The organism is Streptomyces sp. W1SF4 (assembly GCF_003950035.1).
Taxonomy (GTDB): Bacteria; Actinomycetota; Actinomycetes; order Streptomycetales; family Streptomycetaceae; genus Streptomyces; species Streptomyces racemochromogenes.
The window spans coordinates 4751130-4771950 of sequence record NZ_CP034350.1 but is presented as its reverse complement, the minus strand read 5'-3'; the positions used below and the strand labels follow the sequence as shown (position 1 = coordinate 4771950).

General features: G+C 72.2%; 21 protein-coding genes. 5 read left to right on the top strand and 16 right to left on the bottom strand.

Translation table 11 applies throughout. The annotated features are described in order from the left end of the window. Positions 1 to 21 precede the first annotated feature (21 nt). The gene (locus D1J60_RS38695; RefSeq protein WP_125822301.1) at positions 22 to 1134 is read right to left on the bottom strand and encodes a collagen-like protein; all 1113 of its coding nucleotides are present in this window, start codon (positions 1132 to 1134) and stop codon (positions 22 to 24) included. A 255-nt stretch (positions 1135 to 1389) separates the two neighbouring features. Here D1J60_RS38695 and D1J60_RS22450 point away from each other — a divergent pair, with 255 nt between their 5' ends. Beyond that, positions 1390 to 2445 carry a M12 family metallopeptidase gene (locus tag D1J60_RS22450; RefSeq protein WP_125602762.1) on the top strand — a complete coding sequence of 352 codons (1056 nt, stop codon included), beginning with the start codon at positions 1390 to 1392 and terminating at the stop codon, positions 2443 to 2445. A 60-nt stretch (positions 2446 to 2505) separates the two neighbouring features. On the opposite strand, the gene D1J60_RS22445 is transcribed toward D1J60_RS22450, so the two are convergent. The 14 genes from D1J60_RS22445 to D1J60_RS22380 all read right to left on the bottom strand — a co-directional run bounded on the left by D1J60_RS22445 (position 2506) and on the right by D1J60_RS22380 (position 13417). Next, the gene (locus D1J60_RS22445) at positions 2506 to 3144 is read right to left on the bottom strand and encodes an OmpA family protein (protein WP_125602761.1); all 639 of its coding nucleotides are present in this window, start codon (positions 3142 to 3144) and stop codon (positions 2506 to 2508) included. A gap of 4 nt (positions 3145 to 3148) precedes the next feature. After that, a complete protein-coding gene (locus D1J60_RS22440; protein ID WP_125822300.1) occupies positions 3149 to 3736 on the bottom strand; it encodes a hypothetical protein in 588 nt (195 codons plus the stop codon). Positions 3737 to 3765: 29 nt separating this feature from the next. Next, on the bottom strand, positions 3766 to 4419 hold the full coding sequence (locus tag D1J60_RS22435; protein WP_125822299.1) for a pilus assembly protein TadG-related protein: 654 nt from the start codon (positions 4417 to 4419) through the stop codon (positions 3766 to 3768). Continuing rightward, positions 4416 to 4616 carry a hypothetical protein gene (locus tag D1J60_RS22430; protein ID WP_125822298.1) on the bottom strand — a complete coding sequence of 67 codons (201 nt, stop codon included), beginning with the start codon at positions 4614 to 4616 and terminating at the stop codon, positions 4416 to 4418. Before D1J60_RS22430 ends, D1J60_RS22435 begins: the two co-directional genes overlap by 4 nt. 110 nt (positions 4617 to 4726) lie before the next feature. Beyond that, positions 4727 to 5428, bottom strand: coding sequence for a response regulator transcription factor (locus D1J60_RS22425; RefSeq protein ID WP_125822297.1), 702 nt, complete (start codon positions 5426 to 5428; stop codon positions 4727 to 4729). Then, positions 5425 to 6504, bottom strand: coding sequence for a sensor histidine kinase (locus tag D1J60_RS22420; RefSeq protein WP_125822296.1), 1080 nt, complete (start codon positions 6502 to 6504; stop codon positions 5425 to 5427). The genes D1J60_RS22425 and D1J60_RS22420 overlap by 4 nt, the downstream gene beginning before the upstream one ends. Positions 6505 to 6507: 3 nt before the next feature. After that, positions 6508 to 7410, bottom strand: a complete 903-nt coding sequence (locus D1J60_RS22415; protein WP_125602755.1) for a DUF5936 domain-containing protein — start codon at positions 7408 to 7410, stop codon at positions 6508 to 6510. A 16-nt stretch (positions 7411 to 7426) separates the two neighbouring features. Then, on the bottom strand, positions 7427 to 8365 hold the full coding sequence (locus D1J60_RS22410) for a type II secretion system F family protein (RefSeq protein WP_125822295.1): 939 nt from the start codon (positions 8363 to 8365) through the stop codon (positions 7427 to 7429). Then, positions 8362 to 9708, bottom strand: coding sequence for a CpaF family protein (locus D1J60_RS22405; protein ID WP_125602753.1), 1347 nt, complete (start codon positions 9706 to 9708; stop codon positions 8362 to 8364). The genes D1J60_RS22410 and D1J60_RS22405 overlap by 4 nt, the downstream gene beginning before the upstream one ends. Next, positions 9705 to 10154, bottom strand: a complete 450-nt coding sequence (locus D1J60_RS22400) for a TadE/TadG family type IV pilus assembly protein (protein WP_125822294.1) — start codon at positions 10152 to 10154, stop codon at positions 9705 to 9707. The genes D1J60_RS22405 and D1J60_RS22400 overlap by 4 nt, the downstream gene beginning before the upstream one ends. A gap of 1 nt (position 10155) precedes the next feature. After that, positions 10156 to 10524 carry a TadE/TadG family type IV pilus assembly protein gene (locus tag D1J60_RS22395; RefSeq protein WP_241253364.1) on the bottom strand — a complete coding sequence of 123 codons (369 nt, stop codon included), beginning with the start codon at positions 10522 to 10524 and terminating at the stop codon, positions 10156 to 10158. 3 nt (positions 10525 to 10527) lie between these two features. Beyond that, complete coding sequence (locus D1J60_RS22390) at positions 10528 to 11799, bottom strand: AAA family ATPase (RefSeq protein WP_125822293.1); 1272 nt, start codon at positions 11797 to 11799, stop codon at positions 10528 to 10530. Positions 11800 to 11806: 7 nt separating this feature from the next. Next, positions 11807 to 12508: a Flp pilus assembly protein CpaB gene (gene cpaB, locus D1J60_RS22385; RefSeq protein ID WP_125822292.1), complete on the bottom strand. Its 702-nt coding sequence runs from the start codon at positions 12506 to 12508 to the stop codon at positions 11807 to 11809. 39 nt (positions 12509 to 12547) lie between these two features. Beyond that, complete coding sequence (locus D1J60_RS22380) at positions 12548 to 13417, bottom strand: hypothetical protein (RefSeq protein WP_241253363.1); 870 nt, start codon at positions 13415 to 13417, stop codon at positions 12548 to 12550. A gap of 369 nt (positions 13418 to 13786) precedes the next feature. Between D1J60_RS22380 and D1J60_RS22375 the strand changes: the two genes are divergently transcribed. Together D1J60_RS22375 and D1J60_RS22370 are read left to right on the top strand one after the other, a co-directional pair. Then, positions 13787 to 15481: a glycoside hydrolase family 18 protein gene (locus tag D1J60_RS22375; RefSeq protein ID WP_164720945.1), complete on the top strand. Its 1695-nt coding sequence runs from the start codon at positions 13787 to 13789 to the stop codon at positions 15479 to 15481. Between the two features lie 137 nt (positions 15482 to 15618). Beyond that, positions 15619 to 16950 carry a M14 family metallopeptidase gene (locus tag D1J60_RS22370; RefSeq protein ID WP_125605074.1) on the top strand — a complete coding sequence of 444 codons (1332 nt, stop codon included), beginning with the start codon at positions 15619 to 15621 and terminating at the stop codon, positions 16948 to 16950. Between the two features lie 88 nt (positions 16951 to 17038). On the opposite strand, the gene D1J60_RS22365 is transcribed toward D1J60_RS22370, so the two are convergent. Next, positions 17039 to 17446, bottom strand: a complete 408-nt coding sequence (locus D1J60_RS22365; protein ID WP_125822290.1) for a RidA family protein — start codon at positions 17444 to 17446, stop codon at positions 17039 to 17041. Between the two features lie 507 nt (positions 17447 to 17953). Here D1J60_RS22365 and D1J60_RS22360 point away from each other — a divergent pair. Continuing rightward, positions 17954 to 19234: an amino acid deaminase gene (locus D1J60_RS22360; protein ID WP_125822289.1), complete on the top strand. Its 1281-nt coding sequence runs from the start codon at positions 17954 to 17956 to the stop codon at positions 19232 to 19234. Between the two features lie 2 nt (positions 19235 to 19236). Continuing rightward, a complete protein-coding gene (locus D1J60_RS22355) occupies positions 19237 to 20817 on the top strand; it encodes a D-aminoacylase (protein ID WP_125822288.1) in 1581 nt (526 codons plus the stop codon). Positions 20818 to 20821: the final 4 nt, after the last annotated feature.

The window sequence follows — 20821 nt, the reverse complement described above, 5'->3', positions numbered from 1 at the left end:
CTGGGGCGACCGCGTGACGGGTCAGTGACGCCGCGGGCCGTTCTTCGCGAGGGGCGGCGGCGGGGTCGATCCCGGCGGCTGCGGCACGGCCGGGGTCCAGATCCGGGTGGTGGGACAGTCGAGGCGGTCCGGTTCGCCGCGGTTCACGGGGCAGGTGGTCTCGTAGATCTCCCCGGTGGTGGTGACCACTTCGACGATGACGTCGTTGCCGGTCTCCGCGATCGTGATGCCGCAGGGGTTGGGCGGATAGCCCGTGGAGTTGGCGGAGAGGTCGTACCAGGTATAGGCGGGCCGCACGGGGTTCGGGGCGTTGAAGTCGTAGACGCCCGCCAGCGCGGTGCCGTTGGGCAGCAGGACGGCCTTGTACTTGACCTCGGCCTCGTCCCACGAGGTCGACACGTCGACGCACGGCCCGGTGGGACCGACCGGCCCTTGCGCCCCGGTCGCACCCTGGGGGCCCTGGGCCCCGGTCGCACCCGTCTCGCCCTGCGGACCCTGCGCACCAGTGGCGCCCGTCTCGCCCTGGGGCCCCTGGGCGCCGGTCTCGCCCTGCGGGCCCTGCGCACCGGTGGCGCCCGTCTCGCCCTGGGGCCCCTGCGCACCGGCCGGACCCTGCGCGCCCGTCTCACCCTGCGGACCCTGCGCACCGGTGGCGCCCGTCTCGCCCTGGGGCCCCTGCGCACCGGCCGGACCCTGCGCGCCCGTCTCACCCTGGGGGCCCTGGGCCCCCGTCGCGCCCGTCTCGCCCCGCTCACCCGCCGGGCCCTGCGAGCCGGTCTCGCCCTTGGGGCCCGCCGGACCCTGTGGGCCTGCCGGTCCCGGCGGACCGGGGACGCCCTTCGGCGGGCACTTGTCCTGGCGCCGGGTTCCGTAATCGTCGCCGTCGTCGTCCTCGTCCTCGTCCTCGGAGCCGCCGCCCTTCGACGGACGGCCGTCAGCGTCAGGGTGATCGTGCGAGGCGCACGGGTTGCTCACGCCGGCCGCGGCCGGTGCCGTCGGCGTCCCCGCCGCGACGGCCGGGCCGGCCACGCCCACGAGCACGAGCGAGAGGGCGGCCAGCGCGCCCCCCGCGGCCCAGGCCCGACTGCGGGCGACGGGGCCAAGGAGGGACGTGGCCCTGTGCTCACGACTCATCAAGCGCTCCTCCGGAAGGAAAGGGGTATGAACGTCCTTGGGATAAACGGACAACAACCCCGGCGCCTTGAGTCCGCAGGAGCCGACGTCAGCAGATCGGCCCACACACGCCCCACGAACGGACGCACGCCGCCCCGGGATGCACGGCAGCGGCATCAGGAGCAGCATGAAATCCGGGGGAATCGGTTCGACCCTGGTTCGTCGACGGTGATCACTCGTCTCCAGAGCTTCGAGTACGAAGTCAGGAGCACCACCATGGCCACTCAGCAGGAGGAGACTGCCCGGCGGTACTGCGCCCAGCCTCCGCAGAGACTCCCCGAACTACCCCCGGACCTGAGCCTTCCCCGGACCAGGGCGATACTCGCCAACCGGTCGAAGTGGGTGAACGGCACTCAGGTGCGGTACAGCTTCCTCGACGGCGCCGGCAACGGTGTGGCCAAGGCGTGGCTGACCGAGGTCCACAACGGTTTCGAGGAGTGGGAAAGCCTCGGGATCGGGCTGCGGTTCCGTCCCGAGGACAACCCTCCGGAAGCGGAGATCCGGATCACCTTCGCCGATGACGGCTCCTGGTCCTACGTGGGTACGGACTGCCTCGGCATCGGTTCCGCAGAGGCCACGATGAACTTCGGATGGGATCCGACCACGCCCTACGGAAAGGCCACGGTCCGTCACGAGATAGGGCACGCGATCGGCTTCTGCCATGAACACCAGAACCCGTTCGCCGGCATCGAGTGGGACGAGGACGAGGTCTACCGCTACATGGCGGGCTCCCCCAATTTCTGGCCGCGGGAGACGACCTACCACAACATCATCCGCAAGCTCTCGACGCACCAGGTGACCGGCTCGAAGTGGGACGTGAAGTCGGTCATGGAGTACGGCTTCGAACCCGGCCTGATCAAGAAGCCGGAGGAATACCGGAACGCCGGCATCCCTTCCCCGCTCAAGCTGTCCGATCAGGACAAGGAGTACGTGCGCACCTGGTATCCGCCACTGTCGCCCCACGTGCCCGAGCTGAAGCCGTTCCAGTCGGCGGTCCTCGGCCTCGGCTCCGGAGAGCAGGCCGACTTCGAGGTGGTCCCCGATGCCAGCCAGAACTACCGGTTCGGGACCTTCGGCAACGCCGACGTGAAGATGGTCCTCTTCGAGGCGGCCGGCGGTGAGGACCTCCGCTTCGTCACCGGAGAGGACGACAGCGGCGAGGACCGCAACGGCCGCTTCGAGGTCAAGCTCTTCGCGGGTCGCCGTTACGTCCTCCGCGTACGCATGTACTCCACCTGGGGCTCCGGGGGCGCGTCGGTCATGTACTGGTGACCGTCTCCCGTGTCCCGTCGGCGGGACCCGCTCCCCACGGGGGCACGGTCCCGCCGATGCCTAGCCGGCCGCGCCGCGGGGGAAGGTGATCTCGACCCGGCGGTTCTTCTTGCGGCCTTCCTCGGTGCTGTTGTCCGCGATCGGGTAGTCCTCGCTGTAGCCGCGGACGTCGTAGGTGACGCCTGGGTTGGTGACGGTCTTGGCCAGCTCGGCCTGGACGGCGTCGGCGCGCTGCTTGGAGAGCTCCTGGCCGTGTTCGTAGCTGCCCTGGTCGTCGGTGAAGCCGAAGACGCGGATGCGGGTGGCCTTCTGGGTGTTGATCTCCTGCGCGATGGCCTGGATGCGGGATGCGGCCTGGGCGTTGAAGACGGCGCTGTTCTCCGGGAAGAGAACCTCGGACTGCAGGGCCATCATGACGTTCTGGTTGGTCTCCTGGCGGCGCTGCTCGCCGCCGAGGTCTTCGACGACCTCGGCGATGTCGAGCACCTTGACGGGGGCGAGGGTGCCGCCCTGGGGGATCTTGAGGCCGGGGGCGTTGGGGTCGACGGGCACGGGCGCGGCGGCGGACGGCTCCGTGCCGGGGGGTACGGAGGGCTTGGGGTCGTCGGCGTGGGCGCTCGTCGCGCCGAGGAGGTGGGTGCCGGCGATGACGAGCCCGGCTACGGCGGTGGCTGCGGCTGCGCGGTGGCGTTGTGTCATGGGGTCACCCGGAGATTTTGACGGTGGCCGTGGCGAAGGTGGGCATGTTGAAGTCCACCTGATTCGTGCTGGCGGGCGGTAGAGGAAACTGCGCGAAGAACGGCACTGTCTGGCCAGCCTCGATGATGGTCAATCCCGTGGTGCACAGACACCTGCCCTCTGTGTCCCGCAACACGTAGTAGCGCTTCTTGCCGGCCTTGTCGACGAGTGTCACGCCCGCGACGGAGGAGCCGCTGCTGTTGAGTTCGTTGCCCCGCCACGCGGCAGTGCTGCCGAAGGCCTGGCTGCCCGTGTTCTTGAGCTGACCGCTGATCGTGAGGAAGCCGCCTGCATCCCGCGCGGCGGAGTTGATCGTGAGAGTCATGCCCTGCTCGCCGTTGACCGTTGCGAGCACCTCCGTCGGGGCGGGCTTGGGCTCGCCGCTCGACGTCTGCGGTTTCGAGGAGTCTCCCTGCGACTTCGCCGACGACGGCCCCGGGGCGGCCTTGGGCTTGTCGTCTCCCCCGCCGCACCCCGCCACCGTGATCGCCAGAACGACCGCAGCCACGGCAGCCACTCCCCCGCGAACCTTCACCGAGTGCCGAGTGCTCATCTACGCAGCTTCCTTATCTCGTGTACGTGTCAATCGATCAGCCGGACGGCGAACAGCGCCTTCGCCAGCTTGCTCAGTGAGCCCGGATGCGCCAGATCCAAAGTGAGTGACTCCCCGTCGCAGACGAACTTGACGCTTCCCGGCCCCGGCGTGGAGCTCGGGCTCGGACTCGGGCTCGACGTCGGGTCCGGGGTCGGTGTGGGAGACGGAGGGGCCGGGGCCGAAGTCAGCGAGCAGCGGGGCTTGATGCGGGCCTTGGCCGTGGCCTTGCCGTGAACGCTCTCAGTGCCCGGCACCACCGACTCCCCTACGGTCCCCTTCGTGGTCACGGTGACGCTGACTTCCGGGATGGCCGCCTCGCATTCGGCAACGGCGTCGTTCAGAGCCGCGAACTCGGCCGCCTTGGCACACGCTCCCCGCCCCGTGAGCAGGTCACCGTGCACGAGCTTCGCCCAGTCCGCGGGCGTAAGACCGAACAGGTCCAGCCCGGTGAAGGTGTTGTCCCGCGCCTCCCCGGCCGCTGCAAGGGCGGCAGCGTCAGCAGCACCTTGCGCATTGCTGCGGGTGACCCCCGCCTGCCCCACGACGAAGAAGGCCAGGGCGGCGAAGAGCAGGCCCACCACCACGATGATGTAGACGGGGAACGCCTGCCCCCGCTCGTCCCGAAACCCCTGCTGCCTCACTTCCCCGCAGTGATGCTCGCTACCGCAGTGGTGATCTTGTTCGTGATCGCCTGCCCGATACCCGTACCGACGATCGCCCCGATGATCACCACGACCACCAGGATGATCCCCAGGTACTCGAACGCCGTCTGCCCGCGATCCCTCGCACCCTTGCCCGCGTACCGCTTGCGCAACCTGGTCAGCGTGTTGTTCGACATAGGGGGTCCCTCCCGGTCCGGTTCCGCTGTCGATCTGCGGACGGTACGGGGAGTGACGAGAGATAACCAAGGGTCCCGGGGCCCAAATACGGTCCCATTGCGCACGGCGTCTACCCACGACCGGTCACCCCCGGACGGGCGGTTCCCAGCCAGCGGGCTATCGCCTCGCTGCGGCTCGCGCTCTGGAGCTTCGCGAAGATGCGGTTGATGTGGTTCTTGACCGTCTTCTCGCTGATGAAGCAGGCGCCCGCGATCTGCTGGTTGTTCATGCCGGACGCGATCAGGTCCATGATCTCCACCTCCCGCGAACTCAGCCCGAAGACAACGGAGTTGTGCACGCGCTCCGTCGACTGTGCCACAGAAGGTTGCGTTTGCGAAGAGGACCGCAGTTCCGCGAGGACCGCCGTGGCCGCCGTCGGGGTGAAGTGGGCGCGGCCGGCGCGGGCGTCGCGTACCGCCCGGACCAGTTCGTCCGCGGTGAACTCGCCGTGGATCAGGTAGCCGCCCGCGCCCAGCAGCAGGGACTCGCGGATCTGGTCGGCCTCCTGGCTGTACGTCAGCATCAGGACCGGCGCCAGGCACACCAGGTGCGGCAGCGCCGAGATGCCGTCCACCCCCGGCATCCGGACGTCCAGCAGGATCACGTCCGGGGCGTGGACCCGCGTCAGGTGCAGGGCCTCCCTGCCGTCGCGGGCCTGCGCCACCACCCGGAGGTCCCCCGCGGTGGCCAGCAGCGCGCTCAGCCCGGCCCGCACCACCGGGTTGTCGTCGGCGATCAGGACGTCGATCGGGGTCGTCGGGGTCGGGGTCATCGGATCCCCTCCAGCGGGAGCGAGAGACGGACACGGGTGCCCGGGCGGCCGGCCGGGCGGGGGCCCAGGGACAGGGCGGCTCCGATCGCCGCCGCGCGTTCCCGCATGCCGCGCACGCCGAAGTGGCCCGCGGACGGGAACCGCGCCGGCAGGCCCCGGCCGTCGTCCTCCACCGAGACGGTGAGGTGCGTACCGGTCGCCGAGACGGTGAGCAGGGTCTCGGACGCCTCCGCGTGGCGGCGTGCGTTCTCCACCGCCTCCGCGGCCACGGCGACCACGTGCCGGGCCACGGACGGGGGCAGGGCCGGGACCGCGCCCCAGACCCGGACCCGCGCGTCCAGCGCGTGCAGCGCCGGCAGGAGGGGGACCGGATCGGCCCGCAGGTCCGTCAACAGGGCACGGGACTCGCAGGCCGCGCGGCGGGCCGCCGAGGCCACCTCCTCGGCCTGCCTGCGGACCAGGGCCGGGTCCGACGTGCGCGCGAGCGCGTCGGCGGCCAGGGCCAGGCCGTGCAGGGTCTTGGAGACCGAGTCGTGCATCTCCCGCGCGAGCCGTTCCCGCTCCTCCCGGACCGCCTCGGCCGCCGTCAGCCGTGCCCGGGTCTCGGAGAGGCGGAAGAGGAAGTCGCGGACGGAGGAGCCCGCCGCGCCGGACAGGACGCACAGGAAGGAGAGGACCAGGCCGCCGCCCAGAGCGGCCACCACCACCGTCTGCGCCGCCGCGAAGACGGCGGATCCGCGCCAGCCGTACACGAGGCCGGAGAGGAGCGGCGTGCCCAGGGCCACCAGCCCCAGCGGGGACGACGGGGTCGCCGTGACCAGGAGCAGCGCGCCCACCGCCATGTCCGCCGCCAGCAGCCACCGGTGGCGCAGCAGCAGCGGCCCGAAGCGCTCCCAGTCGCGGAAGAGGGCGTACGACAGGAGGAAGGTGAGGGCCACGGAGGCCGCCACCAGGTACGTGGGGGCGCCCGGCGCCGTCCGGCCCAGGGCGAGCGGGGCACCCAGGGGGATCATGACCAGCCGGACCGCGAAGACCTGCCTGCACAGGGCCTGGAGGGCGTTGGCTTCCAGGCGCATGGCTCAGCCGCCCCCCAGCAGCGCGCCGAAGTCGACGTTCGCGCCGTAGACGAAGCCGCAGACGAGGAGGATCAGGGTCCCGGGCAGCATGAACATGGTCACCGCGAAGGTGGCCTTGGGGACGGCCCGGGCGGCCCGCCGGCGGGCGTTCTGGGCGTCCGTGCGCCGCATGTCCTCGGCGATGGCGATGAGGGTCTCCACGATCGGGGAGCCCAGCTCCTCGCCCTGCTGGAGGGCGGTGACGAACTGCGCGACCTGCTCGGAGTCGTTGCGCCGGCGCAGCTCGTCGAAGGCCTGGCGGCGGCTGACGCCCATGTCCATCTGCTGGAGCGTGATCCGGACCTCGTCGGCCCACGGGCCCTCGTACTTGCCCGCGACGCGTTCGAGGGCCTGCCGGAAGCCCAGTCCGGCGCTGACGACGACCGCGAGGACGTCCAGGAAGTCCGGCAGGGTCCGCTCGATGTTGTCCCGGCGGATCCGGATCGCCGACCACAGCCCGGCCTCGATCCAGAACAGCCCGAAGGCGGTCATGAGGAGGGCGGGGACGAGCTTGCCGTTCATCAGCATCGCGAGGGCGCCGAGGCCGCCCAGGAAGCCGTACACCGCGCGCCGGGCGGCGTAGCGGTCGATGGTGAGGCCGGCCGGGTTGCCCGCCATGTCGATCTGGCGGCGCTTGCGGGCCACCTGCTTGGGCCCCATCAGCCGCAGCACCAGCGGCGCCCAGCGGATGCCGAGGCGGTCGACGACCGAGCCGACGGCGGTCGTGCGGGTGGCGCCGACCTCCAGGGCGAGGGCGAGGTCGGTCGGGAGTTTGACGTCGGCGCGGTAGAGCCGGATGCCGTGGAGGATCCCGAAGACGGACAGGGCGGTGGCCAGGGCCAGCAGGAGGGGGAGGTAGGTGTTCATCGCGGTGGCCGGCCCCTCAGACGTCGATCTTCGACAGGCGGCGGATGAGGACGAACCCGAGGGTGAAGAGGCCGAGCGCTGTCAGCACCGCCGTCTGCCCGATCCAGGCGCCGGTCATCCGGTCCAGCGCGCCCGGCATCATCACGTCGACGAGGAGGAGGGAGCCGAGGCCGATCGCCGGGACGAGGTAGGCGGTCACGGTGACCTGCGAGAGCTGCGTACGGATCTCCCTGCGCGTCTCCTTGCGCTGCTCCAGGGTCACCGTCAGGTTCCGCAGGCTGCCGACGATGGCGCCGCCCGCCCGGGCGGACAGCACGAGGGTGGAGACGAGGACGACGAGCTCGCGGGACGGGAGCCGTTCCACGATCTCCCCGAGCGCCTCCTCGATGGAGTGGCCGACCGCGAGCCGGTCCGCGACCCGGGACAGCTCCTCCCCGGCCGGGGCCTCCAGCTCCTCCGCCGCGATCCCGACGGCCGTGCGCAGGGCGAGCCCGGCCTGGGTGGCGTTGGCGAGGATGCGGGCCAGCTCGGGCAGCTGGTTGATGAACCGCTCCGTGCGCCGGGCCCGCTGCCAGTTGAGGAAGGCGTTGGCGGCCCACAGCCCGATCAGGCCGGCCACCGGGCCGAAGAAGGGCGCGAGGAGGGAGGCGGAGACCAGCCACACCCCGGCGACGGCCATCAGTACGTACGCGAAGAACTCGCCCGGGGTGAGGTCCAGGCCGGTGGTCGCCAGCTTCAGTTCGATGCGCCGGCCCAGCCGCGTCCTGCGCAGGCGCCGGTCCAGGCCCTGGAAGCGGCGTCGGCGGCCGGCGGGCTCGGGGGCGCCCTCGGCGGAGAGCCGGTCGATGAGGGCGGCGCGCTGGGCGAGCCCGGCCGCGTACGCGTGCACGCCGAGGGAGACGAACAGGCCCGCCAGCAGGGTGGCGCCGAGGGTGAGGAGGACGAGGTTGGTCACAGCACGGTCCGGGAGGTCAGCGGGTCGGGGTAGTCCTCCGGCGGGGCGACCCCGAAGGCCTGGGGGATGGGCTGGTTGCTCATGTAGAGGCGCTCCGCGATCCGGCGGGGCAGCGGGGCGTAGGCGAAGTAGCCGTGCACGCGCCCGTCGGCCCCCATGGGCTGGGCGATGAAACGGCACACGGTGGTGATCCGGAACGGCTCGCGGCCGTGGGAGTCGAGGATGGAGATCTCCGTGATGCGGCGCGAGCCGTCGCCGAAGCGGGTGAGCTGGACGATGACGTTGACGGCGCTGTTGATCTGGTCCTGGAGCGCCTCGAAGGGGATCTCGACCTCGGACATGGAGGCGAGGGTCTGGAGGCGCATCAGGGCGTCCTGCGAGCTGTTGGCGTGGACGGTGGCGAGGGAGCCGTCGTGGCCGGTGGACATCGCCTGGAGCATGTCGAGGGTCTCGCCGCCGCGGACCTCGCCGACGATGATGCGGTCGGGGCGCATGCGCAGGGAGTTGCGTACGAGGTCGCGGATGGTGATCTGGCCCTTGCCCTCCACGTTCGCGGGCCGGGATTCGAGGCGGATGACGTGCGCCTGCTGGAGCTGGAGCTCGGCGGAGTCCTCGATGGTGATGACGCGCTCGCCCTCGGGGATCAGTCCGGAGAGGGCGTTGAGGAGGGTGGTCTTCCCGGTGCCGGTGGCGCCGGAGACGATCAGGTTCATCTTCGCCTGGACCAGCCCGGAGAGCAGGAGCAGCATCTGCTCGTCGAGGGAGCCGAGGGCGATCATCTCGTGCAGGGTGAAGGCGCGCGGGAAGCGGCGGATGGTGAGGGTCGCGCCGGTGAGGGAGAGCGGCGGGATGATGACGTTGACGCGCTCGCCGCTGGGCAGGCGCGCGTCGACCATCGGATTGGCCTCGTCCACGCGCCGGTTGACGGTGGAGACGATGCGCTCGATGGTCTGCATCAGCTGCTCGTGGGAGGCGAAGCGGATGGGGAGCTGCTCGACCCGGCCGGAGCGCTCCACGAAGATCTGGTCGGGGCCGTTGACCATGATCTCGGAGATGGAGGCGTCTTCGAGGAGTGGTTCGAGCACGCCGAGGCCGAGCGCCTCGTCGACGACGCGGCGGATCAGCTGGGCGCGCTCGGCGGTGGAGAGGACGGGGCCCTCGCGGCTGATGATGTGCCCGAGCACGCGCTCCAGGCGCGCCCGGCGCTCGGCGGGCGCGAGCGCGGACATCTCGGCGAGGTCGATCTCCTCCAGCAGCTTGGCGCGGTAGGAGGAGACGAGCCGGCCGTCCTCGCGGGGGCTGTGGCGGTCGTCGGGGGTGCTGACCCGGGAACGCAGGCTCATGGGCGGGCTCCGGTCGGGTCGTCGTTGGGCATGACTGCGGTGGCCTTGGCGTCGGGGACGTCCAGTCCGGGCACGATGGCGTTGACCTTGATCGTCACGGTGGCGGTGACGGCGTCGTCGCTCTTGCTGATGGCCACATCGGCCGTGAGGCCGCCGCGGACCGCCGCCCGGCCGGCGGCGGCACCCCCCGATCCCTTGCGGGCCTCCACGCGGGCCGCCGTGCGGGCGGCGGTGTCGGCCTGTTCGTGGACGTACGCGATCCAGCCCAGCTGGATCCCGCACAGCGCGACGAACAGCAGGATCGGCACGAAGCCGATGTACTCCAGGGCCACCTGGCCCCGGTCGCCCCGGCGGCCCGCCCTGGCCGCGGGACCTCCTGCGCCGGGCGCGGGCGTACCGCCCGGCACGAGCCCCGGGCCGGGCCGCTGATCGCAGTGGCGGGGCATCTCAGTTCGCCTCCCTCTCCATGGCCGCGCCGGCCTCGCCGCTGATCCGGCCGAAGCCCAGGCCGGGGTAGAAGACCGGGATCTCCAGCCGGACCGTGGCCTTGTACACGTCGCCGGACGGCCCGCAGTCGGTCGTGAGGTTCCACGCGCCCCCGATGTGCTCGGTGGCGGCCGCCGCACACGCCCCGTCGCCCCGTACCGCACCGGCGCGAGCCGCCTCGTCGGCCGCGTTCCCGGCCAGGGAGAACGCGTAGCCGATCAGTACGCACTCCCACACCGCCGCGACGAGCAGCAGGATCAGCGGCACCATGCCCACGAACTCCAGGGCCACCTGCCCCCGGTCCCCGCCCCGGTACCGCCCCCGGCGCACGCGTCAGCCCTCCCGGCCGCGCCGCAGCCGGGCCACCGGGCCGGCCGCCCGGACGGCGAGGGCCGAGCCCGAGCCCGGCTGCGCCGGGACCGGTGCCCTGTCCGGTGCCGAGAGCAGGCCCAGCTCGCCGGCCACCGCCCACAGGGCCTGTTTCACCGTCGAGCGGTTGTCGAGGTCCTGGACCCGGCCCGCGTCCACCACGGCCTGGAGTTCCTTGAAGGCGGCGGGGACCGGCGTGCGGACCGGCCGGGTCTTGGTGATCTTCTCGATCAGCGAGGGCTGTATCTCGGTGTGCTTGCTCCAGCGGTTGACGACCACCGCGGTGTCCTCGGCCTTGCGCACCTGGAGCCGCTCCCACATCCGGACCATCCGCTTGGCCGCGCGTACGGAGACCACGTCGGGGGTGGTGACCAGGACCGCCGTGTCGGCCTGTTCCACGGCGGCGGCGTTGGCTCCGGTGACCTGGGTGCCGCAGTCGACGACGACGAGCTCGTAGCGGGCGCGCAGGGCGCCGATGACCTGGCGGGCGGCGCGTTCGTCGACCTCCTCGCCGCGCTCACCCTCCGCCGGGGCGAGCAGCAGCGCCAGCCCGGTGCGGTCCTCGTAGACGGCGTCCTGGAGGACGCGGGGGGAGATGTCCTGGATGCCGGCGAGGTCGGCGATGGAGCGGCGGAACTGCACGTCGAGGTAGGAGCCGACGTCCCCGGCCTGGAGGTCGAGGTCGACGAGGGCCGTGCGCCGGCCCGAGGCGGCCGCGGCGAGGGCGAACTGGACGGCGGTGAAGGTGGTGCCGACCCCGCCCTTGGCCCCGCTGACGGTGACGACCCGGCCGCCCGGGCCGGTGAAGGCCTCCGCCCCGCCGCCCAGGTGGCGGCGTACGCCGACGGCCCACAGGGCGGCGGCCTGGACGCGGGCGCTGAGCTCCTCGTACGAGAGGGGCAGGGCGACCAGGCCGCGCGCGCCGGAGTCCATGGCGGCGGAGAACAGTCCGGGGCCGGCGTCGGAGGAGAGCAGGACGACGCCCACGGCCGGGAAGCGCAGGGCGACCTCGCGGATGAGTTCCAGGGCGGGGACGGGGCCGATCCGCTCGTGGACGAGGACGACCTCGGGGAGTTCGTCGACGGACTCGGCGGCCATGCGGCCGAGCATGTCGAGGAGGGAGGTGGAGTCGGGGACGGGAGGGGCGGGCTCGGCGTCGGGCAGCTGGCTGAGCAGGGCCGTGATGGAGCGGGCGGCGTCCGGGTCGCCGGCCGCGGGGAGGATTCGAGTGGTCATCGGCGCCTCACTTGTCCCCGTCGAGGGTGTACGTGCGGTCGGCCGTGCTGGGGGCCGAGTCGGTTCCGGGGGCCACCAGGGCCAGCCGGACGTGCTCCGCGAAGGACTCGGCGTAGGCGACGCGCTGGGTGTCCTTCGTGTTCAGGGCGAAGGTGATCGGGACGGCCTCGGCGGGGCCCTTGCGGTCGCCGTCCTTCTCGAGGGCGGTGAGCTTGCCGACGCCGAGGACGCGGGCGTTGGCGACGATGATGACCGAGCGGGAGGGGTCGGTCTCCTTGGCGCCCTTGAAGGTGGCGATGATGTTGACCTTCGCACCCGAGGTGATCTTGCCGGCGACGCCGGTGGCCGCGTCGATCATGATGGCGATCTCCTGCTCACCCGCCTGGAGCTGCGGCTTGTCGACGAACATGTCGCTCTGGAGCAGGGAGCCCTTCTTCAGGGTGGTGAGCGCGATCTTGCCGCGGAGCGCGCCGAGGTCGTCGACGGCGGTGTCGGAGAGCCAGCGCCTGGGGACCTTCACCTCTTCGAACTGGCCGGCCGTCAGGGAGCTGTACGGTGCGATGTCGCTCTTGACGCGGTACGCGACGACCTCGGCCCCGACCTTGGAGTTGACGTCGCCGATGACGACGAGGACCCCGGCGAAGGCGGCGAGGGCGCACAGGACCGACAGCAGGAGCAGGATGACGCCGCGGCGCTGGCGTGAGTTCATGAGCCGTACTACCTCGCCGTTCTTCGTTCGTTCGGGCGGTCAGGATCCGGTTCTCGATCGGGCGGCGGGCACCTCGGGCGGGGGTGCGGCCAGGGGGGCGGCGCAGAAGCCGCAGCGGTCGCCGATGAGCTCGAAGCCGCACCAGCCGCACTCCTCGCGGCGCACCGAGGAGACCAGCTGGTGGAGCACGGAGACGTCGGGGATGGCGGCGGCGAACTCGACGAGCCTGGGGGTGGCCCACCAGCGGGCGGAGTCGGCGGGCAGCGGGTTCTCCATGACGCCCTGCACCTGCCAGGCGGGGGCCAGTTCGGCGGCGACCCAGTCGGAGGACAGCTGGCCGCGCGCGAAGGTGAGGTGGGTGGCGAAGGCGGGGCCGGGCGGGATCACGCCGGTGGCGGCGGGGCCGAGCCGGGCCAGGTGCGGCGACGGGTGGGCGAGTACGGCGAACTGGGCGCTGGGCGACCAGGAGCGGGCGTGTGCCTTGAGGCCGACCGGGATCCGGTCGAGCTTGGCGACGGAGCCCAGCAGGGCTCCCGCGTAGACGTAGTGGGACAGCAGCCGGGCGGCGGAGGCGATCACGCCGGGGCTGAAGTCGCAGACGGTGAGCTGGCGCAGCTGACGCACCAGCACGGCGGTGCCCAGCGGCGGGAGGTCGGTGTCGACGAGCGCGATCCGGTCGGTCTCCAGGATGGCGCGCACGGTGCGCAGGCGGTGTGCGGTGGCCGGGGGCAGCCAGGACGGTACGACGGCCACGAGGTGGCCGTGCCGCTCCAGCAGGGTGCCGGCCGCGGCGAGGGAGGCCTCCAGCCCGGCTTCGGCGGGCGGGTGCAGTACGGCGGCGCCGGGGGTGTGCCGGTCGGGGGCCGGCAGCACCAGATCGGCACTGGTGACAGCGATGGCGGTCGGCACGCGAATCCCCCCGTTCACCCTCCGCGCGGCGTCCGTTCGCCCGGCCGACGGCCGGACCTGCGCACGCGCGCATGCTGCGCGACCGCAAACGATCGGCGCCCTTCCCCCTTGCCCGTGCACCATATCCGCGACGCCCCTGGCAGGGCAGGGGCTTGGAGATTCCCGTGCCGGAAGCACATGTCACAGGAGGCGGGAAACCCGGACAACAGGGATCGGGACCGGGTCCGTTTCAAGCCACATTGCAAACACTCTTGACACTGGGATTGGTCTGGACCAACTTGGCTGGCGCCGGCTTTCGGTCCCGGGGACCCCCACTCCCCTCACAGCTCCCCCTCCCCCTCCTCCCCTTCCTCCCCCCACGGAGCCCACGTGAACCGCATACGCTCCCTCGCCCTGCCACTCGCCGCCACCCTCGCCGCCGGCGGCCTCACCGCCCTCGCGGCGGGACCCGCCCAGGCCGCCGACGTCAACGTCGTCCGCAACGGCGGCTTCGAGTCGGGCCTCGCCAACTGGTCCTGCTCCAACGGCAGCGGCGCTTCCGTCTCCTCACCCGTCTACGCCGGGGCGGGCGCCCTGAAGGCCACCCCGGCGGGCTCGGACAACGCCCGCTGCGGCCAGACCGTCACGGTCAAGCCGAATTCCACGTACACGCTCAGCGCCCAGGTGCAGGGCTCGTACGTCTACCTGGGCGCCACCGGCACCGGGACCCAGGACGTCTCCACCTGGACCCCGGGCTCGGGCGGCGGCTGGCAGAAGCTGTCGACCACCTTCACCACCGGGCCGAACACCACCCAGGTCACCGTCTACACCCACGGCTGGTACGGCCAGCCGACCTACGCCGTCGACGAGTTCAGCGTCTTCGGCCCGGACGGCGGCGGCCCCACCGACCCCGGGCCGGGCCTTCCGGGCGCGCCCGCCGGGGCCGTCGTTTCCGGCCAGGGCCAGAACGGGCTCACCCTTTCGTGGAACGCGGTCAGCGGGGCGGGCGGCTACCACGTCTATCAGGACGGCGTGCGCGTCCAGACGGTGGCGAACACCTCCACGCCCGTCACCGGCCTCGCGCCGAGCACCTCGTACTCCTTCCAGGTGAGCGCGTACAACGCGGCGGGCGAGGGCCCCAAGTCGGCACCCGTCACCGGCACCACCACCGGGGGCGGCGGCCCGAACCCGAACCCGTCGGTGCCCAGGCACGCGCTGACCGGGTACTGGCAGAACTTCAACAACGGCGCGACCGTCCAGAAGCTCTCCGACGTCTCCGCGCAGTACGACATCATCGCGGTCTCCTTCGCCGACGCCACGACCACGCCCGGCGCCATCGCCTTCAACCTCGACTCGGCCGGCCTCGGCGGCTACACCGTGGCCCAGTTCAAGGCCGACGTCGCCGCCAAGAAGGCGGCCGGCAAGTCGGTCATCCTCTCCATCGGCGGCGAGAAGGGCACGATCTCGGTCAACGACTCCGCCTCCGCGACGAATCTGGCCAACTCCGCCTGGGCCCTGATGCAGGAGTACGGCTTCAGCGGGATCGACATCGACCTGGAGAACGGCCTCAACCCGACCTACATGACGCAGGCGCTGCGCGCCCTGTCGGCGAAGGCGGGCCCCTCCCTGGTCCTGACCATGGCCCCGCAGACCATCGACATGCAGTCCACGCAGGGCGGGTACTTCAAGACCGCGCTGGCCGTGAAGGACATCCTGACGGTCGTGAACATGCAGTACTACAACAGCGGCGCGATGAACGGCTGCGACGGCAAGGTCTACTCCCAGGGCTCGGTGGACTTCCTGACGGCGCTGGCCTGCATCCAGCTGGAGGGCGGCCTCGACCCCTCCCAGGTGGGCATCGGCGTCCCCGCCTCGCCGAGCGGGGCCGGCAGCGGCTACGTCTCCCCGACCGTCGTGAACAACGCCCTGGACTGCCTGGCCAGGGGCACGAACTGCGGGTCCTTCAAGCCGTCGAAGACCTACCCCTCGCTGCGCGGGGCGATGACCTGGTCGACCAACTGGGACGCCAAGGCGGGTAGCACCTGGTCCAACGCGGTGGGTCCCAAGGTCCACGGGCTGCCGTAGGCGGTAGAGGTGTGGGGGTGGCTGATTCGGTCCGGTGAGCCCGCCGGATACCCCCGGGGCTATTGACCGGGACATGCCACAAGAGCACGCTGTGCGCGTCCGCACGGCTCCCCCCACACTCCCACCCAGGAGAACGCATGCGGCTCCACACCCGCCGGAGGGCCGCCGTCACGGCGGCCCTGCTGGCGCTCGCGCTCGGCGCACCCGCCTACGGCATGAGCGCGACGGCAGCACCGCCGCCCACCCCGTCCACGGCGACGCAGGACGAGGCCATCGCCCAGTACGAGATCCAGGGCCCCTCCACGGCCGCCGAACGCACGGCCCTGCTGCGCACCGGGGCCTCGATCGACGAGGTGGACGCCCGCTCGGTCGTGGTCAGCGCCGACCCCATGCAGGCCCGGAGCCTGCGCGCGCTCGGGTACGCGCTGACCCCGCTGCCCGGCCCGCCGGACCGCGGCGAGCGCGGCGTCGCGGCGTCACCGATGGACTTCCCCTCGGCCGACTCCAGGTACCACAACTACGCCGAGGCCAAGGCCGAGATCGACCAGCGCATCGCCCAGTACCCCGGGATCATGAGCAAGCAGGTCATCGGGAAGTCGTACGAGGGCCGCGACCTCATCGCCATCAAGATCAGCGACAACGTCGGCACGGACGAGGCCGAACCCGAGGTCCTCTTCACGGCCCACCAGCACGCCCGCGAGCACCTGACCGTGGAAATGGCCCTGTACCTGCTCAAGGAGTTCGGCTCCAAGTACGGCACCGAGAGCCGGATCACGAACATGGTCAACCAGCGCGAGATCTGGATCATCCCGGACCTCAACCCGGACGGCGGCGAGTACGACATCGCCACCGGCTCCTACCGCTCCTGGCGCAAGAACCGCCAGCCCAACAGCGGCTCCTCCTACGTCGGCACCGACGAGAACCGCAACTGGGACTACAAGTGGGGCTGCTGCGGCGGCTCCAGCAGCAGCAAGAGCTCCGAGACCTACCGCGGACCGGCCGCGGCCTCCGCACCCGAGGTGAAGGCCGTCTCCGACTTCGTCCGCACCCGTGTGGTCGGCGGCAAGCAGCAGATCACCGCCGCCATCGACTTCCACACGTACAGCGAACTGGTGCTGTGGCCGTTCGGCTACACCTACAACGACACCGCGCCGGGCCTGACGGCCGACGACCTCGCCGTGTACAAGAAGATCGGCACGAGCATGGCCGCCAGCAACGGCTACACGCCCGAACAGTCGAGCGACCTGTACATCACCGACGGCACGATCGACGACTGGCTGTGGGGCAACCAGAAGATCTTCGCCTACACCTTCGAGATGTACCCGGCGAACGGCGGCGGCGGCTTCTACCCGCCCGACGAGGTCATCGACCGCGAGACGGCGCGCAACAAGGAAGCGGTGCTCCAGCTGCTGGAGAACGCCGACTGCATGTACCGCTCGATCGGCAAGGAAGCCCAGTACTGCGCGTAGCGCGCGACGCGTGACGCGCAGTGCCGGCACGCACCGCCGAGCCGGGGCGCCCCACCGCCAGGGGGGCGCCCCTTTGGCGGGTCCGGCGTCAGCCGAGCACCGCCAGGGCGTCGATCTCGACCAGCAGCCCGGCGGGCAGGCCCACGTACACCGTGGTGCGGGCGGCGGGAACCTTCACGCCCTGCTCGTCGAAGTAGGCGTTGTAGATCTCGTTCATCTCGGCGAAGTGGCCGGTGTCGGTCAGGTAGACGCGGATCATCACCACGTCGTCCCAGGACGCGTCGCCGGCCTCCAGCACGGAGCGGACGTTCTCCAGCGTCTGGAGGGTCTGCTCGCGCAGCGTCGGCCCGGCGGTGGTGGGCGGCTGCCCCTCGACGTGCGGCAGGTAACCGACCTGGCCGGCGACCTGGAGGATGTTGCCCTTGCGGACGCCGTGCGAGAACTTGGCGGGCGGGGCGGGGTGCGACTCGGGGGTGACGGCGGTCTTCTCGCTCACGGCGGGGTCCTCTGCGTTCGTATCGGTACCGGGGGTGTTTCCCCCCGCTGATGGTGTCAGCGGGGAAGCCCCCGCGTGACGCCCCCTCAACCGGTTCGCGAGGACGGGCTACCGTCCGCCGCGCGGGCAACTCCCGGGCCGCGGGGGTGCGCCGCTGCGCGGGGCGAGGTCCCCTACCCGCCCTTCGCCCGTTCCCCGGGGCTCCGCCCCGGACCCCGCGCCTCAAACTCCCCCAGCTACCGCTGGGAGGTGCCCCCAGGCGGGGCTGGAATTTCGCTGCGCGGAATCCAGCCCGCGCGGCGTTTGAGCGCACCGGCGCGCAGCGCCGGTTCTCCCGCCCCGCCGGCGATTGAGGCGAGAACGGTTGAAGGGCGGGTAGGGGACGGCCCCGCGCAGCGGCCGGGCGCGCCCCCGGGCGGAACCGGGGGGCGTTGACCCCTCGTCCTCCCCCGGTGTAGACCACAGGCAGCACGCGCAGCGCGACCGCACCACCCCCAGGAGGACCCCATGGCCAGCGACGCAGTCCGCCGGCTCGCCGACGAACCGGTCGACCACCGGTTCAAGGGCCTGCCCCCGGACGCCCAGGCGGCCGGCCTCACCGTCGGGGAGCTCGCCGCGCAGGGGCGGGACCTGTACACCGGCGGGTTCACCACCCCCGTCCTGACCCTCGACGCCGACGCGCTCGAACACAACCTCACGGCCCTCGGCGAGTACTCCGCCCGCCACGGCCTCGCCTTCGCGCCCCACGGCAAGACCTGCATGGCCCCCCAGCTGTTCGAGCGCCAGCTCGCCCACGGCGCCTGGGGCATCACCGCCGCCGTCCCCCACCAGGCCCGCGTCTACCGCGCCTTCGGGATCCCGCGGATCTTCCTCGCCAACGAGCTCGTCGACCCCGCCGCCCTGCGCTGGGTCGCCGCGGAGCTCGTCGCCGACCCCGGCTTCCGGTTCGTCTGCTACGTCGACTCCGTGCGCGGGGTCCAGCTCATGGACCGGGCCCTCCAGGGCCAGGGCGCCCGCATCGACGTCGTCGTCGAGCTCGGCGCCGGCGAGGGGGCGCGCACGGGGGCCCGTACCGACGAGGACTGCCGGGCCGTCGCCGACGCCGTCGCCGCCACCGGCGCCCTCCGCCTCGTCGGCATCGCCGGCTACGAGGCCGAGGTGCCCGACGCCGACCCGGAGAAGGTCCACGCCTGGCTGCGCCGGCTCACCGGACTCGCCGCCGAGTTCGACAAGGCCGGGCGGTTCGGCACCGACGTCGAGGAGATCGTCGTCAGCGCCGGCGGCTCCGCCTGGTTCGACGCCGTCGCCGACGTGTTCGCGGAACTGCCCGAGCTGTCCCGGCCCGTGCTGAAGCTGCTGCGCTCCGGTGCGTACGTCTCCCACGACCACGGCTGGTACGGCCGCCTGACCCCCTTCAACCGGGTCCCCGCGGAGGGCGGACTGCGCCCCGCCTTCCGGCTCTGGACGCAGGTCGTCTCCCGCCCCTCCCCCACCCAGGCCTTCGTCAACGCCGGCAAGCGCGACATCGCCTACGACCTCGGCCTGCCCGAGGCCGAACTGGTACGCGACGCCCTCGACGGCACCGAACGCCCCGCCACCGGCATCCGCGTCGTCAAGCTCTCCGACCAGCACGCCTGGCTGGAGACCGGCTCCGCCGAGGACCTCCAGGTCGGCGACTGGGTGGCGCTCGGCATGTCGCACCCCTGCACCATCTTCGAGAAGTGGCCGCTGATCCCGGTCGTCGGGGCCGACGGCAGGGTCGGCGACTACGTCCGCACCTTCTTCTAGCCGTGGACCTCGTCATCCGGGGCGCCCGTGTCGTCGACGGCACGGGCGGGCCCTCGTACACCGCGGACGTCGCCGTGCACGAGGGCCGGATCGCCGCCATCGGCCGGATCCCGTCCGGCGGACGGGAGACCCTCGACGCCCACGGGCTGGCCCTGGCCCCCGGGTTCACGGACATGCACGCCCACAGCGACCTCGCGCTGCTCCGCGACCCGGACCACTCGGCCAAGGCCGCCCAGGGCGTCACCCTCGAAGTCCTCGGCCAGGACGGCCTGTCCTACGCGCCCGCCGACGAACCGACCCTGGCCGGCGTACGCACCGCCATCGCCGGCTGGAACGGCCCCGGCGACGACGTCGACTTCGACTGGCGGACCGTCGGCGAGTACCTCGACCGGCTCGACCGCGCCCACGGCGGCCACGGCACCGCCGTCAACGCCGCCTACCTCGTCCCGCAGGGCACCGTCCGCGCGTACGCCCTCGGCTGGGACGACCGCCCCGCCACCCCCGCCGAACTCGACCGGATGCGCCTGCTCGTCGCCGAGGGCCTGGAACAGGGCGCCGTCGGCCTGTCCTCCGGGCTCACCTACACCCCCGGCATGTACGCCACCGGCTCCGAACTCACCGAACTGTGCGAGGTCGTGGCCCGGTACGGCGGCTACTACTGCCCGCACCACCGCTCGTACGGGCGCGGCGCGCTCGCCGCGTACGCCGAGATGCTCACCCTCACCCGCGAGGCCGGCTGCGCCCTGCACCTGGCCCACGCCACCATGAACTTCCGCGAGAACCGGGGCCGGGCCCCCGAACTGCTGGCCCTCCTCGACGCGGCCCTCGCCGACGGCGCCGACGTCACCCTCGACAGCTACCCGTACACCCCCGGCTGCACCACCCTCGCCGCGCTGCTCCCCGGCTGGGCTCACGAGGGCGGCCCCGAGGCCCTGCTGGCGCGGCTGCGCGACGAGGACACCGCCCGGCGGATCCGGTACGCGCTGGAGGTGGAGGGCTCCGACGGCTGCCACGGCGTACCGGTGGACTGGGCGACCGTGGAGGTCTCCGGGACGAACGACCCCGCGTACGGCGGCCACGTCGGCACCCGCCTCGACGGCTGGGACACCGCGCGGCGGCTGCTGATCGGCGACCGGCTCGGGCCGACCGTCCTCCAGCACGTGGGCCACGAGGAGAACGTCCGGGCGATCATGCGCCACCCCGTCCACACCGGCGGCTCCGACGGCATCCTGCACGGCGCGAAGCCGCACCCCCGCGCCCACGGCACCTTCCCGCACTACCTCGGCCACTACGTGCGCGAGCTGGGCGTGCTGACCCTGGAGGAGTGCGTGGCCCACCTGTCGGGCCGCCCGGCGGCACGGCTGCGGCTGCCCGACCGGGGACTCGTCCGCGAGGGCTTCCGCGCCGACCTGGTCCTCTTCGACCCGGACACGGTCGCGGCCGGGTCCACGTACGAGCGGCCGCGCGCCCTGCCGACGGGCATCCCGCACGTCCTGATCGACGGACGGTTCGTCATGCGGGACGGGCAGCGGACGGACGTCCTGGCCGGACGGGCCGTCCGCAGAACCCCCGTCCCGGCGTAGGACT

What these genes read in the sequence shown, in the direction of transcription:
- D1J60_RS22430 (WP_125822298.1), bottom strand. Translation starts at nt 4,616, where the DNA reads ATGTCGAACAACACGCTGACCAGGTTGCGCAAGCGGTACGCGGGCAAG.
- D1J60_RS22440 (WP_125822300.1), bottom strand. Translation starts at nt 3,736, where the DNA reads ATGAGCACTCGGCACTCGGTGAAGGTTCGCGGGGGAGTGGCTGCCGTG.
- D1J60_RS22370 (WP_125605074.1), top strand. Translation starts at nt 15,619, where the DNA reads ATGCGGCTCCACACCCGCCGGAGGGCCGCCGTCACGGCGGCCCTGCTG.
- D1J60_RS22400 (WP_125822294.1), bottom strand. Translation starts at nt 10,154, where the DNA reads ATGCCCCGCCACTGCGATCAGCGGCCCGGCCCGGGGCTCGTGCCGGGC.
- D1J60_RS22420 (WP_125822296.1), bottom strand. Translation starts at nt 6,504, where the DNA reads ATGCGCCTGGAAGCCAACGCCCTCCAGGCCCTGTGCAGGCAGGTCTTC.
- D1J60_RS22415 (WP_125602755.1), bottom strand. Translation starts at nt 7,410, where the DNA reads ATGAACACCTACCTCCCCCTCCTGCTGGCCCTGGCCACCGCCCTGTCC.
- cpaB (WP_125822292.1), bottom strand. Translation starts at nt 12,508, where the DNA reads ATGAACTCACGCCAGCGCCGCGGCGTCATCCTGCTCCTGCTGTCGGTC.
- D1J60_RS38695 (WP_125822301.1), bottom strand. Translation starts at nt 1,134, where the DNA reads ATGAGTCGTGAGCACAGGGCCACGTCCCTCCTTGGCCCCGTCGCCCGC.
- D1J60_RS22360 (WP_125822289.1), top strand. Translation starts at nt 17,954, where the DNA reads ATGGCCAGCGACGCAGTCCGCCGGCTCGCCGACGAACCGGTCGACCAC.
- D1J60_RS22445 (WP_125602761.1), bottom strand. Translation starts at nt 3,144, where the DNA reads ATGACACAACGCCACCGCGCAGCCGCAGCCACCGCCGTAGCCGGGCTC.
- D1J60_RS22425 (WP_125822297.1), bottom strand. Translation starts at nt 5,428, where the DNA reads ATGACCCCGACCCCGACGACCCCGATCGACGTCCTGATCGCCGACGAC.
- D1J60_RS22390 (WP_125822293.1), bottom strand. Translation starts at nt 11,799, where the DNA reads ATGACCACTCGAATCCTCCCCGCGGCCGGCGACCCGGACGCCGCCCGC.
- D1J60_RS22450 (WP_125602762.1), top strand. Translation starts at nt 1,390, where the DNA reads ATGGCCACTCAGCAGGAGGAGACTGCCCGGCGGTACTGCGCCCAGCCT.
- D1J60_RS22405 (WP_125602753.1), bottom strand. Translation starts at nt 9,708, where the DNA reads ATGAGCCTGCGTTCCCGGGTCAGCACCCCCGACGACCGCCACAGCCCC.